Origin of the sequence: Streptomyces sp. NPDC007875, assembly GCF_042868035.1 — a bacterium.
Classification (GTDB): domain Bacteria; phylum Actinomycetota; class Actinomycetes; order Streptomycetales; family Streptomycetaceae; genus Streptomyces; species Streptomyces antimycoticus.
Map to the genome: position 1 here is coordinate 22,193 of NZ_JBIADZ010000029.1, position 14,176 is coordinate 36,368.

Sequence of the window (14,176 nt, forward strand, 5' to 3'; positions counted from 1 at the left end):
GTGTCCTGTGGCCTTCTGCTGCCGCCTCTGGCGGCCTCCCTACGCCACCGCGCGCGGCAGCCGCAGGCTCAGCAGCAAGGTCAGCGCGATCGCCGCCAGCTGGGCCGCGAGTGTGATGACCAGCGCGTCGCCCATGCCCGTCGACGGCTCCAGGGACAGGAAGAGCGTGCCGAGCGTCGCCACGCCCAGGGCCAGCGCGGACTGCTGGGTGGTGACCATCACGCCGCTCCCCACCCCGGCCCGCTCGTTCGGCACATCGGCCAGCACGATCCGGATCAGCACCGGAAGCTGCAGCCCCTGCCCGAACCCGGCCAGCGCGACCCCCGGCAGCAGCCCGGCCAGCGACAGACCCTGCCAGTCGCGCCATACGGCCACCATCAGCATCGCGATGCCCACGGCCTGGATCAGCCCGCCCGCGGTCACCACGCGGCTGCCGTACCGGCCCACCAGGCGCGGTCCCATCAGTGAGGCGACGAAGAACGTCGTGGCCATCGGCGCCAGCGCCAGCCCGGCCTCGACCGGCCCGTACCGCAGCCCCTGCTGCAGTGCGACCGCGATGACGAACATGAAGCCACCGAAGCCGATCGAGAACGGCACCACCATCGGCAGCCCGCGCCGCAGCCCATTCAGCGCGAACAGGCTCGGCGGCAGCAGCGGCGTGCGTCCAGCCCGGTCGGCGCGCCGCTCCACGACGTAGAACGCGGCGGCCACGAGCGGGAACGCGCCCAGCGCCAGCCAGGTCCACAGCGGCCAGCCTGCCGCCCGACCCTCGGTCAGCGGCACCATCAACGTGATCAGCGACAGCGCCAGCAGCACGGTGCCCGGCACGTCCACCGGCGCGGGCCGCTCCGAGCGGGTCTCGGGGACCGTACGCACCGCGAGAATCAGGCCGATCACCGCGACCGGCACATTGACCAGGAAGACCGCGCGCCACCCGGTGCCCGCGATGTCCGCGGCCACCAGCACACCGCCCAGGATCTGCCCCGCGACCATGGACAGACCGGCCGTCGCGCCGTACATGCTGAGCGCGCGGGCGCGGCGCGTACCGCTGGTCGAGGAGTGGATCGTGGCCAGCACCTGGGGCAGCATCAGCGCGGCCGAGGCGCCCTGCGCCACCCGGGCGCCCACCAGGCTCCAGGCGTCCGGCGCGAGCCCGCAGGCCAGCGAGGTCAGCCCGAAGGCCGCCATCCCGGCGAGGAAGAGCCTGCGGCGTCCGAAGGTGTCGCCCAGCCGGCCGCCGAGGACCAGCAGCACCGCGTACGCCACGCCGTATCCGGCGACGACGAGCTCCAGTACGGCCGGACCGGCGTGGAGATCGTGGTCCATGGTGGGCAGGGCCACGTTGACGATGAAGAAGTCGATCAGCGGCAGCGCCGCGCCCAGCAGCACGGTGAACAGCCCGAGGGGGCTCAGCGCGGGGCCGGAGGAGGTGCGGGTCCGCCCGGTGGTCTTTCCGCCGGTGGTCTTCGTGCCACTGGTCTTCGTGCCGGTCGTCTTCGCTGCGTCCGGGGCGGCGTTTCTCGTTCGTATCGTGGAAATCTGCGTTTCGGTCACGCTTACGAAGATCCGTGGTCGCTCAGGCTGGTACCAGAGTGTCTTTATCCTGGTACAAGAAGTACCTGGCAACCGGCTGAGCCCTTCAGGCACCCTGGAGCCCATGACCACGATGGTGCAGGAAGCCACGGCCGGTGCCACGGCCGAGAGCAGGAGTGCGGGGGCGGAGATACGGCGGGGCGAGCTGGCCGCGTTTCTGCGGAGCCGGCGGGAGCGGATCACCCCTGAGCAGGTGGGGCTGCCCCGGGGCCGCCGCCGGCGCACCCCCGGTCTGCGCCGCGAGGAGGTCGCGCAGCTCTCGACCGTCGGCGTGACCTGGTACACGTGGCTGGAGCAGGGCCGCGACATCCATGTCTCGGCGCAGGTCCTCGACGCCATCGCCCGCGCCCTGATCCTGGACCGCAGCGAGCGGGCCCATCTCTTCGCGCTCGCCGGGACCGTCGACCCGAGCCCGGCGAGCGAGTGCACGGGCGTTCCGCAGTCGCTGCGGCGCATGCTGGAGCAGCTCGAGCCGTTCCCCGCCTGCGTCCAGAACAGCCGCTTCGACCTGCTCGCCTACAACCGCACCTACCGGCTGATGATGTGCGACCTCGACAAGGTGCCGCCGGAGGACCGCAATTGCCTGTGGCTGGCCTTCACCCATGACGAGTGGCGCTCCAGCCTGGTGGACCGGGACGAGACGATCCGGCTCATGGCGGCCAAGTTCCGCGCCGTCATGGCCGAGCATGTCGCCGAGCCCGCCTGGAAGGCGATGGTGAAACGGCTGGAGGACGCCTCGGCGGAGTTCCGGGAGATCTGGGCGCGGCATGAGGTGGTCCGGCCCGGCGACAAGATCAAGGTCTACCGCCAGTCGCAGGTGGGCATCCTCCGGCTGGCCACCACCAGCCTGTGGACCGGCCCGAGGCAGGGCCCCAAGCTGCTCACCTACACCCCGGCGGACGCGGAGACGCATGAGCGCCTGGAGCGGCTGCACGCCTTGGCGCTCGCGGCGGGGGGCGGGGCGGGAGCGGACCCCGGGTCTACGGCGGAGACCGCCCCGGCGGCGGCAGTCTGACCCGGCGGCAGCAGTCTGGTCCGACCGACGGCCCTGGGGCGGCCTGTCCCGACGGCCCTGGGGCGGCCTCCTTACGGACCGGCCCCAGGGCCGTCGTTACGGGACCGGCCCCAGGGCCGTCGTACGCATCACGTCTCGGGGTCGAGCATCACGCCTTCGCGTTCGCCGATGTCCGTCCTGGAGGCGCGCTCTCTTCGAACAGCGCGGCCGCGCGCCGGGTCGTCTTCTCGGCCCAGCGGCCCGTGGTCACGATCCCCAGCAGCAGGATGACGGCACCGCATCCGGTGATGATCCACCAGGCCGGACGGGCGGCGTCCACGAACGCGGCGGCGACCGCGGGCGAGGCGGCGTGCCCCAGCCGGCCCGCCGCCGACGCGGCGCCCGCCGCCAGCACCGCGCCGATGACCGCGACGCCGAGCGACTGGCCCACCTGGCGGCTGGTGGAGGCGACGGCCGCGGCGACCCCGGCCTGGGAGCGGGGCATCCCGGAGACCGCGGTGTTGGTGATGGGCGCGTTGACCATGCCGAAGCCGAGGCCGAACATCGCATAGCCGAGCAGCAGCCCGATGTCGGTCGTCTGGACGTCGAAGACGGCGAACATCAGCCCGCTGGCCGTTATGGCCACCCCGGCCACCAGCATCGACGGGCGAGGCCCGCGGGCGCCCACCAGCCGTCCGGACAGCGGCGCGCAGACGAAGCACATGAACGCCATGGGCAGCATCCACAGCCCGGCGTGCAGCGCGTCGAGCCCTCGCACGTCCTGCAGATAGAGCGTGTTCATGAAGAGATAGCCGCCGAGCGCCGCGAAGGCGCACACCGCGACGACCGTCGCCCCGCTGAATGGCGCGCTGTGGAAGAACCGCACATCGATCAGCGGTTCCTCACGCCGCATCTCGTAGCGGATCAGCGCGAGGAGCCCCACGGCGGCGATGGCCGCGAAGGTCACGATCAGCGGCGAGTCCCAGCCGCGGTCCGGCGCCTCGATGATCGCGTAGGTGATGGTGCCCAGCACGGCGACGACCAGCAGCTGGCCGATGGGGTCGGCCCGGCGCGGCTTGGGGGCACGCGACTCCGGTACGTAGCGGGCGGTGAGGAGCAGCGCCGCGATCCCGACCGGAAGGTTTATCCAGAAGATCGAGCGCCAGCCTACGGACTCCACCAGCACTCCGCCCACGATCGGCCCGGCGGCCATGCTGATGCCGACGACCCCGCCCCAGACCCCGATGGCGCGGGCCCGCTCCCTGGGCTCGGTGAAGACATTGGTGATGATCGACATGGCGACGGGATTCAGCATCGAACCGCCGATCGCCTGCACCATGCGGAAGATGACCAACGTCTCCAGGTTGGGCGCGAGGCTGCACAGCCCCGACCCGAGGGTGAAGATCACCAGCCCGGTCTGGAAGGTGCGCTTGCGTCCCACCCGGTCGGCCGTCGACCCGGAGAGCATCAAAAGCGCGGCGAGGACCAGGGTGTACGCGTCGATCGTCCACTGCATCCCGGAGACGGAGGCGTGCAGATCGCTTCGGATCGAGGGCAGGGCGACGTTGAGGACGGTGTTGTCGAGGCTGACGAGCAGCAGGCTCATGCAGCAAATCGCCAGCACGAGCATGCGCCGCCGATGGCTGAGCTCACGCATGGTTGAACGCTACATCGATACTGTCGGTGCGGCAGTCACAACCGCCCTGTCGGTCCCTCTAGCGGGTGCGGGACAATAAGAGATCGGCCCGTCCTCTCCACCGTAGTACGCACAAGGAAGCTGACCCCATGACGCAGACGCCGCAGCCGCCGCAGACTCCGCATCAGCCGCGGACGCAGCTGCGGATCGGACCGCATATGGTCCAGCCGCCGGTCGTTCTCGCACCGATGGCAGGGATCACCAACGCTCCGTTCCGCACCCTGTGCCGGGAGTTCTCCGGCGGTAAGGGGCTGTTCGTCAGCGAGATGATCACCACCCGGGCACTGGTGGAGCGGGACGCCAAGACGATGCGGCTGATCCACTTCGACGGCAGTGAGAAGCCGCGCTCCATCCAGCTCTACGGGGTGGACCCGATGACCGTCGGCAAGGCCGTCCAGATGATCGTGGACGAGGACCTCGCCGACCATATCGACCTCAACTTCGGCTGCCCGGTGCCCAAGGTGACCCGTAAGGGCGGCGGCTCGGCGCTTCCGTACAAGCGGCATCTGCTGCGCTCGATCCTGCGCGAGGCCGTGACCGCCGCGGGCCCGCTGCCGGTCACCATGAAGATGCGCAAGGGCATCGACGACGACCACATCACCTTCCTCGACGCGGGCCGGATCGCGGTCGAGGAGGGCGTGACCGCGATCGCCCTGCACGGCCGCACCGCGGCCCAGCACTACGGCGGCACCGCCGACTGGGACGCCATCGCCCGCCTGAAGGAGGCCGTCCCGGAGATCCCGGTGCTGGGCAACGGCGACATCTGGTCCGCCGACGACGCGGTCCGGATGATGCGCGAGACGGGCTGTGACGGCGTGGTCGTGGGGCGCGGCTGCCTCGGACGGCCCTGGCTCTTCGGCGACCTGGTGGCCGCGTTCGAGCCCGGCCAGGCGGGGCCGGTGGACGGCTCCGAGGCGCCGGTGCGCGGCTCCGAGGCGCCCGGCTACGCGCGGCCGACGCTCAAGGAGGTCGCGGCCGTGATGCGCCGCCATGCCGAGCTGCTCGCCGAGTGGCTGGAGGACGAGGAGCGCGGCGTGATCGACTTCCGTAAGCATGTCGCCTGGTACACCAAGGGCTTCTCGGTCGGCTCGGAGATGCGCAAGCGGCTGGCGATCACCTCGTCCCTCGCCGAGCTGGACGCCCTGCTGGCCGAGCTGGACCTGGACCAGGAGTGGCCCCCCGGCGCCGACGGCCCGCGCGGCCGCACCTCGGGCCGCAACCGCGTGGTGCTGCCCGACGGCTGGCTGGACGACCCGTACGACTGCGCGGGGATCGGCGCGGACGCGGAGCTGGACACCTCGGGCGGCTGAACCCCGGCAGTCCGGTGGTCCCAGGAATCCGGTGGTCCCGCCAGTCCCGTAGTCCCGTAGTCCGGGGGTCACACGGGGTCATCACGGGTTAAAGTAATGGGTTCGTGGTCGCGGTGGGATCTGGACGATCTGGGGGGATCGGTGACAAGCGTCGTCTTCGTCCACGGCACGGGGGTCCGGGCCAAGTCGTACGAGAAGAGCTTCGCGCGGGTCGTGAGCGGCCTGGGGCGGGTGAGAGCCGAGGTCAGGGTCGCCCGCTGCTTCTGGGGCGAGGAGCACGGAGCCTCGCTGGGGCTCGGCGGGGCGTCGATCCCGGTGCGGACGAAGAGCCGCGGCGTCGGCGGTGACGAGCTGCTGGACGAGGACGATCCGCTGGCCGTATGGGCGCTGCTGGAGGTGGATCCGCTCGCCGAGCTGCGGGAGTTCGCGGCGGCGGCGAAGGCGCGGCGTGGCAACGGCGCGCGGGCCGGTTTCGCCCCCGGCCGTCAGGACCCCTGGCAGGCCGTCGCCGACACGGCGCGCGGGCTGAGCCTTGAGGCGGTGGCCGGCGGCGGGGGGAGCCTGGACGAGCTGGTGTCCGACCTCGCGCCGCACCTCGGCACGGCCGGCGGCCGCGTGGCCCAGGAGATCTCCCGCACTCTGGGCGGTACGCCGCCCGCCGACGGCATCGAGGCGATCGCGGCCCGCGCCGTGTACGCCCTGGCCGTCCAGCGGGCCGAGGGCCCGCACGGCGACGAGGAGCCGCTCGCCGTGGACGGCGCCGACCGGGACACCGTCGTCGGCGCGCTCACCGATCAGCTGGGCGGCGCCGGGCGGGGCGGATTCGCCGCCCGCGCCGCGAAGGGCGTCGCCGTACGGGCGCTCAACTCCTACCTCTCGCCGCTCTCTTCACTGGCCCATACGTTCCGCGGGGGCATCACCGGCAAGTCCGTCCCGGCCAGTGGTGACATCCTCCGCTACCAGGTGCGCGGCGCCGGGGTGCGCGCCGCGATCCGGGAGGCCGTGCGCGACGAGATCGCGTCAGGGGGCGGCCCGGTGGTGCTGCTGGCCCACAGTCTCGGCGGCATCGCCTGTGTCGATCTGCTCGCCGAGCCCGATCCGCCCGCCGGTGTGGAACTGCTGGTGACGGTCGGCTCGCAGGCGCCGTTCCTCTACGAGCTGGACGCGCTCACCGCGCTGCGCCGCGGCGAACCGCTGCCCGGCGCCTTCCCCCGCTGGATCAACGTCTACGACGAGCAGGATCTGCTCGGCTTCGTGGGGGAGAAGGTCTTCCCCGACCGGGTGACCGATCTGCGCGTCAACACTCGCCAGCCCTTCCCGCGCGCCCACACCTCGTACTTCGCCCACCAGCGGCTGTACGAACTGCTGGCCCCGGAGCTGCCGAAGTGACAGCGGTGGAGCACGACTGGCGCCGCACCCATGCCGTGATCGTGGCGGTCGAGCGGTACAACGGCAGCGACGACCTGAACCTCGACGGCCCGGTGCACGACGCCATCGGCATGCTGAAGTGGCTGACCGGGCGGGGCGTACCGCCGGAGAACATCCGGTTGCTGGCCTCGCCCATGGAGCGCAACAGGGAGGCCCTGGAGGAGGCGCACCCTGGCTACCGCCCGGCGGAGCGCGCCGATGTGCGCAAGGTCTTCCGGGAGGGGCTCAGCCACATCGACGGCGACGACTGGCTGTGGGTCTACTGGGCCGGGCACGGGGTGCAGGCGCGGGGCGGCCGGTGGAGCCTGCTGTACCCCGAGACCTCGGACACCGACCTCCAGGGGCTCGACGCCGACAGCCTGGTCGACCTGGTGCGCACCGACCATCTGCGCTGGGACGCGGTGGACCGGGTCACCGTGGTCATCGACGCCTGCCGGCAGGCCCTTCCCCCCGGCAGCCACGAGTTGGCAGACATCCCACAGCCGCTCACCGACTGGCCCCAGACCAGATCCGATCGGCCGGTCTTCTGGATGCGGGCCTGCCAGGCCGGGGCCGTCGCCATGGAGCAGGACGGCGCCGGGCGCTTCACCTCCGCACTGCTGCGGCAGCTCGAGACGGCGGGGGCGGGTGGGGCGGGGCTGGATCTGGACCGGGTCTGGAAGGGCGTACAGGACGAGTTCGCCCAGGCACGCGCGACCGGGAGCAGTCGGCAGCACCCGACGATGCACGTCATCAACTGGGAGCAGGAGGAGCGGACGGTCCGGCTCGGCCCGTCCGCCCCGTCCCCGCCGCCGTTGGACGAGCAGCAGCGGCGGGAACGCGGCAAGCTGATCCACGCGGTCGGCGCGCTGCTGGGGGCGGAGCCCGGTCGCGCGGCGGACGTCGCCGTCCGGCTGTGCGAGCAGTTCACCACCGCCGAGCCCGCCACGACGCCTCCCTCGGCCGAGGACCTGGTCGACTGGGCGCTGGAGAACCCGCACGGCACCGTCACCCTCCTCGCCGAGCTGAGCGCCCAGGCCCCGGTCCGCACGGAGATCCGCAAGGCGTGCCATGTCCTGCAGAACCAGTGGCTGACCCGCGCCGAGTACACGGACCTGGTCGCGCTGCTGGGGCGGCTGGACGAGCGGGGCCGGTACGACGTCGCCGAGGAGGCCCGCGCGCTGTTCGGCCTCGTCGATCTGTCGTGCCACGATCCGGCCGTGCTCGCCGACGCGCTGGAGGAGCTGCTCCCCAAACCGGATCAGCTTCCCCAACTGCTCAGGGTCGTGGAGCGCTTCGCGGCCGTCGATGACGGGGCGGTCGCGGCCGATCTGCGCGCCTGGTCGCTGCGGTGTGCCGAACGGCTGGGGCTGAAGGGTCAGTTGATGGAGCGGCGCGGCGAGGCCGAGGAGTACGCCGAGGGCGTCAAGGCCGCCGGTCTCGCCCAGGACCAGCGGATCCAGATCCGGCTCCACCCGTCCAACGGCTCAGGGCAGCGGCGTCGGTACGAGGTGTGGACGCGCCGTGGCGAGGACGTCAACTCCCTGGCCAAGGAGGACACCCCCGCCTCCCTGGAGGAGATACAGCGCGGCGTCGATGAGCTCCTGAGGACACATGCCCGCACGCGGGACACCCTCGTGGAGTTCTTCGTGGCCTCCACCGATCTCGAACTGGCCGTGCACCGCTGGCAGCTCGACGCCGGTGGGCCCCTGGAGCGCTCGCTCGGCACGGACTACCCGGTCGTGGTGCGCTGCACCGAACTCCGGGACAATCAGCGGCACGTCTGGAAGCAGCGGTGGGAGAGGGTCGACTCGGCGGGGATCGAGGACTTGGAGTGGCTGCCCGCTCACCTGGACACGTTCAAGCAGGTCCACGGCGTCCTCCAGGGACAGGAGGACGCTCCGGGCGTGGTGCTGACCACCCCCTTGCGGGCCCGGTCGGACGTCTTCAACGCCTGCCTGTTCGACGGAGTGCCCGTCCTCATATGGCATGGCGAGGCGGAAGCCGCCGCCGCGCGGGCCGAGTTGACGGCCCTGCTCCGCACCGAACGGCTGCGGACCCTGCCCCAGCATCTGCGCAAGCTCCGGTCGGCGAGCGAGGCCGACGAGAGCCACCACGGCCGCCATATGGCGCTCCTGTGGGACGATCCGCACCGCCCGCTCCCCGACCAACTCGACCTGTCCGCACCCTGAGGAGAGACGAAGAAGATGGCACAGGACTGGAGGCTCTTCCAGGGTGGCGACACCGAGCCCCACGAAGTGGAGACCTGGCCCACCGCCCCGCCGTGGCGGCGTTTCGGCGACGACGCGCGGCGCCGGGACCAGGAGCGGCCGCTGCCGTATCTGATCTCCGACGAGGACCGCGACGTCGTCAATATGGCGCTGCATCTGCACCGCCCGCTGCTGGTCACCGGCCGCCCCGGGACCGGCAAGTCGACCCTGGCCCACGCCATCGCCCGCGAGCTCAAGCTGGGCGAGGTGCTGCACTGGCCGGTCAACAGCCGCTCCACGCTCACCGAGGGCCTGTACTCGTACGACGCGGTGGGCCGGCTGCGCGAAGCCTCCCTCAAGCGGCGCGCCGACGAGACCGTCGAAGCCGAACCGGACATCGGCGACTATCTGCGGCTCGGCGCGCTCGGCACCGCGCTCCTCCCGGCGGACAAGCCGCGTGTCCTGCTCGTGGACGAACTCGACAAGGGCGATGTGGACCTGCCCAACGACCTCCTTACGGTCTTCGAGGAGGGCGAGTTCGAGATTCCGGAGCTGGCCCGCCTGGGCGAGGACAGGACGATCCAGGTGCAGATCTCCGGGTCCCGGAAGAAGGCCGGGATCCCCGGCGGCTGGGTCCGCTGCCGCGTCTTCCCCGTCGTCGTCATCACCAGCAACGGCGAGCGCGAGTTCCCCCCGGCGTTCCTGCGCCGCTGCGTCCGGCTCGACCTCAAGCAGCCCGATGAGCGGCAGCTCCAGAGAATCGTCACCATGCATCTGGGCGAGGAGATCGGCGCACGGGCCCAGGAGTTGATCGCCGACTTCGTGGCCCGGCGCAACGAGCGGGAGCTGGCCACCGATCAACTCCTCAATGCGGTCCGGCTGCGGTCCTCCGGGGTGCGGGTCGACCAGGACGTCCTCGACAAGCTGTTCCGTTCGCTGAACGAAGTCGACGCGTAATGATCGAGCGGCTGTGCGCCCTGCTGGAGGACGCGGGCGTCGAGCTCTCCGAGGAGGAGCTGCGCGACGTCCTGTGGTTCGCCGCGACCACGGCCCCGGCGCGGAGCGAGGAAGGGGAACCCACGCCGTCCCCGGGGTCCACCGGTCCCGCCTCCGGCGCGGCCGACGGCGACGACGAGGGGAAGGGCGACCAGCGGCAGCCCGCCGGGTCACCGACCGAAGGCGCGCCCGAGCCCGGCCCCCTTGCCCCCGCCGGGCTCTACGCCCCCGGCGCCGCCCGCCCCGCCGCGGCCCGCCCGGCGCGCGCCATCGGTGTCCGGGGCGTCCGGGCGCTCCCCGCGGCGCGCGGGCTCTCCCGCGCGCTGCGGCCGCTGCGGCGGAGCGTGCCGTCCCGTACGTCCTTCTGCGTGGATGAGACCGCCACCGCCGAGTGGATCGCCGAAACCGGTCTGCCGGACGTGGTGCTGCGCCCTCGCCCGGAGCGCTGGCTGAGCGTCGCGCTCATCGTGGACGACGGCCCGTCGATGGTCCTGTGGCAGCAGCTCGCCGCCGAGGTGCGCGGACTGCTGGAGCGGCAGGGCGCCTTCCGCTCCGTACGGACCTACGGCCTGGACAGCGCCCAGGACGCCGTACCGGTGCTCAGGGCGCGCCCGTACGCCCCCGGCGCCCCGCGCCGCACCGCGCGCCAGCTCACCGACACCTCCGGCCGCACCGTGATGCTGGTCCTCTCGGACGGGGTGGGCCCGGGGTGGCGGGGCGGCGCGATTCCGCGGCTGCTGCGCCGCTGGGCCCGCCACTCGCCGGTGGCGGTCCTCCAGCCGCTGCCCGCGCGGATGTGGCCGGAGCGCGGGATGCCCACACAGCGGCTGCTGGTGGACGCCGGCGGCCGGGAGGGCAGCCCTGGCCGCGCGCTGTCCGTGCGCCATCCGGTGCTGCCGCGCGGCCTGGTGTCGTACGACGGCAAGACACCGGTGCCCGTGCTGGAGCTGGCCGAGGGCGAGCTGGGCGCGTGGGCGGCGCTCACCGGTACGGGCGGCAGCGGCGCGCCGCTGCCGGTCATGCTGCTCGACGGGGCGGAGAAGCCGGTGGCCGCGCGGGCCACGGCGCATGTCCCCGAGCCGACGGCCGAGGAGCGGCTGCGCCGCTTCCGGGGCGCCGCCTCGCCCGAGGCCCAGCGTCTGGCCGGGGCGCTGGCCACCGTTCATCCGCTGACGCTGCCGGTGATGCGGCTGATCCACCAGGCGGGCGCGGGCCGTGCGGAGCGGTTCCATCCGGCGCAGCTGGCCGAGGTGTTCCTGGGCGGGCTGCTGCGGAGGAGGGAGGGCGGCGCGGAGGAGTACGAGTTCCACCTCGGGGTCGCGGATCTGCTGCTGGACGCGGTCCGGACGTCGGACGCGCTGGAGACGGCGGCGCAGGTCACCGAGTTCCTGCTGCACCGCCAGGGCAGCGGCCCCGAGTTCCGCGCCCGGCTCTCCGGCGACCACGGGGACTCCCGCGTCGCCGAGGAGGCCCGCCCGTTCGCGGCGGCGTCCCCGGAGCTGCTGCAGCGGCTGGGGCTGCTGGAGGAGGGCCCGGACGATCCGGCGCCGCCGCAGGTGCCCGAACGGCAGCCGGTGGCACCGGCCACCGCCTTCCCGCCTCGCTCCTACACCTCCGAGCAGGTCCAGCCGCCGGTGATGGCGGTGGTGCGGCGGATCGCGGCGGACGGCGGGCTGCCGAAGTCGGTGCGTGACTACGTCGACAAAATGCTGGCCGAAGCTGACGAGCGCAACGAGGAAACCGGCTGGTCGGGGGTGCGGACCCTGCCCGATGTGGCCGAGCAGCTCATCGACGCCGGGTGGGCGGAGCACGTGGCCGAACTGCGCGAGGTGGCGCGGGAGCAGATCGAGGGGCTCAGGTCCCGGGGCGACCTCGAATCCCGCAACCTCCGCGGGCATCTGGCGATCACTCTGAACAAGCTCGGGGAGCACGACGAGGCGGAGCGCGAGCTGCGTGCGGTGGTCGCGATCTCGGGGAGGGTGCACGGTGTGGAGCACGACTACACGCTCTTCGCCCGCGGCTACCTCGTCGACCTGCTGAGCGACGCCGGGCGGGCGGACGCGGCGGAGGAGGAGTGCCGCACGCTGATCGAGGCGTGGGAGCGGCGGGAAGACGACTCCCGGTCGCATGTCGAGGCCAAGCGCTTCAGGCTCGGGCGCCTGCTGCTGGACCTCGGGCGGGTGGAGGAGGCCGAGGAGGAATTCCGGGTCTCGCTGTCCATGGCGCGGGAGCTGTACGGACCCACGCACCAAGAGACCGTCAGCCCACGTGCCTGGCTGAGCACCGCGCTGCGGCGGCAGAACCGGCTCGACGAGGCGGAGGCCGAGATGCGGGCGGCGGCCGAGGACTGCGCGGCGTCGGCGGAGTCGGAGGTGGACCCGCCCCTGATGACGGCGCTCTTCACGCTCGGCGACATCCTGAACCTCAGGCAGCGCCATGAAGAGGCGGAGTCGCTGTGGCGCGACCTCGTCGACAGGACGTCGGCGGCCCTGAGCCCCACCCACTGGCAGGTGCGGCGGGCGCGCCGCAGCCGCATCGACCGCCTGCGCAGCCTGCGGCGGTACACCGAGGCGGAGGTGGAGGCCGAGGCGCTGGTGGCGGAGACGTTCGCCGCCGTCGGGGAGCGGCACGACGAGTCGTTGACCGCCCTGCGGATGCGAGCGCTGGTCCTGGACGATCAGGGACGGCACGACGAGGCGCAGGCGGCCTACCGCGACCTTCTGGAACGGCAGACCGCCGTGCTCGGGGCCGAGCATCCCAGCGCCCTCACCACCCGTCACCATCTGGCGGTCAGCATGGGGATGGCCGGACGGCACGAGGAGGCGCTGGAGGCGTACACCCGGCTGCTCCAGGACCGGATCCGCATCGTGGGACCGGAGGCCCCGGCGACGCTGGTGGAGCGCTACAGCCGCGCCGGGGTCCTGTCGAGGCTCGGGCGCGTGGAGGAGGCCGAGCAGGAGTACCGCCTGACCATGGAGGGGGAGGCCCGGGTGCTGGGGCCGGACGACCCGAGCGCCCTGCTGACCGTCGTCCAACTGGCTGCTCTGCTGCGTGACCAGAAGCGTTACGAGGAGTCCGAATCCTTGTACCGCCGGGTGGTCGAGGGGCGCACGCGGTCCCTGGGAGCCGAGGCCAAGGAGACGCTGGCCGCCCGGCACAGCCTGGGCAATGTGCTCAACAAGATGGGCCGGTTCGCGGAGGCCGAGACGGAGATCCGGGAAACGCTCACGGCCCGGCAGCGCCTCCTGGGACCGGAGCATGGCAACACCCTGTGGACCCGGCACAACCTCGGCACCACGCTCAAGGGCCTCGGCCGCCTCGACGAGGCCGAGGCCGAGTGGCGGGCCGTGCTGGAGATCGGCGAGCGCGCCCTGGGCGAGGAGCACAACTGCACCGTCAAGACCCGCGAGGCCCTGGCCGGGCTGCGGGGGCCGGAGGACGACCAGATGTCCTGATGGGAACGGTCAGGCGTCCTGATGGGGGATCCGGCTGCCCGCCCCCTCGGGCGGCGAGCAGGGCTTCCCGTTCCCGCCGGGCGCGCCGTGGCGAAATATGGCGCGATCTGATCGTCATGCTGTTCCTCAGCACGCGCCGGGCACCGCTCGCCAGTTCGGTCGGCGCGGGCCGTGCGCTGGCCGGGGGCTCGGCCGCCTCTCCCCGCGTGTCGCTCGTTTGAGCAGCACCCCTCTCGTTGTATCCAAAAGGCGAGACAATGGGCTCTGACAAGGCGTGATTCTCGCCACTCTGATCGGGGTGTCGCTCATATGAGCAGTGATCGAGAGGTGGTGCGGTGGCCCCGCGCTGTGCTCACCTCTCCAATGCGTGGCACTCAGTGCCACCCTCTTGATGTTCGACACCTCGAACCATCGGTTACGTATAGTGAAATTCCAAGCGTCCACCACGGGCGGAGGGTGGGTGTGTGTTCGAGGCTTGAAGGCACTTCAAGCGAGTCTCGATCGGGCGCCGCACT

The 14,176-nt window shown here is 72.2% G+C and carries 8 protein-coding genes; 6 read left to right on the forward strand and 2 right to left on the reverse strand.

Annotated elements, in window-relative coordinates:
• Positions 1-39: 39 nt before the first annotated feature.
• A complete protein-coding gene (locus ACFYOY_RS39430; RefSeq protein WP_351882612.1) occupies positions 40-1,554 on the reverse strand; it encodes an MFS transporter in 1,515 nt (504 codons plus the stop codon).
• A gap of 112 nt (positions 1,555-1,666) precedes the next feature.
• Between ACFYOY_RS39430 and ACFYOY_RS39435 the strand changes: the two genes are divergently transcribed.
• Positions 1,667-2,608: a helix-turn-helix transcriptional regulator gene (locus ACFYOY_RS39435; RefSeq protein ID WP_351883080.1), complete on the forward strand. Its 942-nt coding sequence runs from the start codon at positions 1,667-1,669 to the stop codon at positions 2,606-2,608.
• A gap of 148 nt (positions 2,609-2,756) precedes the next feature.
• Here the strand turns inward: ACFYOY_RS39435 and ACFYOY_RS39440 are convergent, their stop codons facing one another.
• Positions 2,757-4,244: an MFS transporter gene (locus ACFYOY_RS39440; RefSeq protein WP_351882614.1), complete on the reverse strand. Its 1,488-nt coding sequence runs from the start codon at positions 4,242-4,244 to the stop codon at positions 2,757-2,759.
• A gap of 128 nt (positions 4,245-4,372) precedes the next feature.
• On the opposite strand from ACFYOY_RS39440, the gene dusB reads away from it, so the two are divergent.
• The 5 genes from dusB to ACFYOY_RS39465 all read left to right on the forward strand — a co-directional run bounded on the left by dusB (position 4,373) and on the right by ACFYOY_RS39465 (position 13,661).
• On the forward strand, positions 4,373-5,593 hold the full coding sequence (gene dusB, locus ACFYOY_RS39445) for a tRNA dihydrouridine synthase DusB (RefSeq protein WP_351882616.1): 1,221 nt from the start codon (positions 4,373-4,375) through the stop codon (positions 5,591-5,593).
• Positions 5,594-5,734: 141 nt separating this feature from the next.
• Positions 5,735-6,982, forward strand: coding sequence for an alpha/beta fold hydrolase (locus ACFYOY_RS39450; protein WP_351882618.1), 1,248 nt, complete (start codon positions 5,735-5,737; stop codon positions 6,980-6,982).
• A complete protein-coding gene (locus ACFYOY_RS39455; RefSeq protein WP_351882620.1) occupies positions 6,979-9,192 on the forward strand; it encodes a caspase family protein in 2,214 nt (737 codons plus the stop codon). Before ACFYOY_RS39450 ends, ACFYOY_RS39455 begins: the two co-directional genes overlap by 4 nt.
• A gap of 15 nt (positions 9,193-9,207) precedes the next feature.
• Positions 9,208-10,167: a MoxR family ATPase gene (locus ACFYOY_RS39460; protein ID WP_351882622.1), complete on the forward strand. Its 960-nt coding sequence runs from the start codon at positions 9,208-9,210 to the stop codon at positions 10,165-10,167.
• Complete coding sequence (locus ACFYOY_RS39465; protein WP_351882624.1) at positions 10,167-13,661, forward strand: tetratricopeptide repeat protein; 3,495 nt, start codon at positions 10,167-10,169, stop codon at positions 13,659-13,661. The genes ACFYOY_RS39460 and ACFYOY_RS39465 overlap by 1 nt, the downstream gene beginning before the upstream one ends.
• Positions 13,662-14,176: the final 515 nt, after the last annotated feature.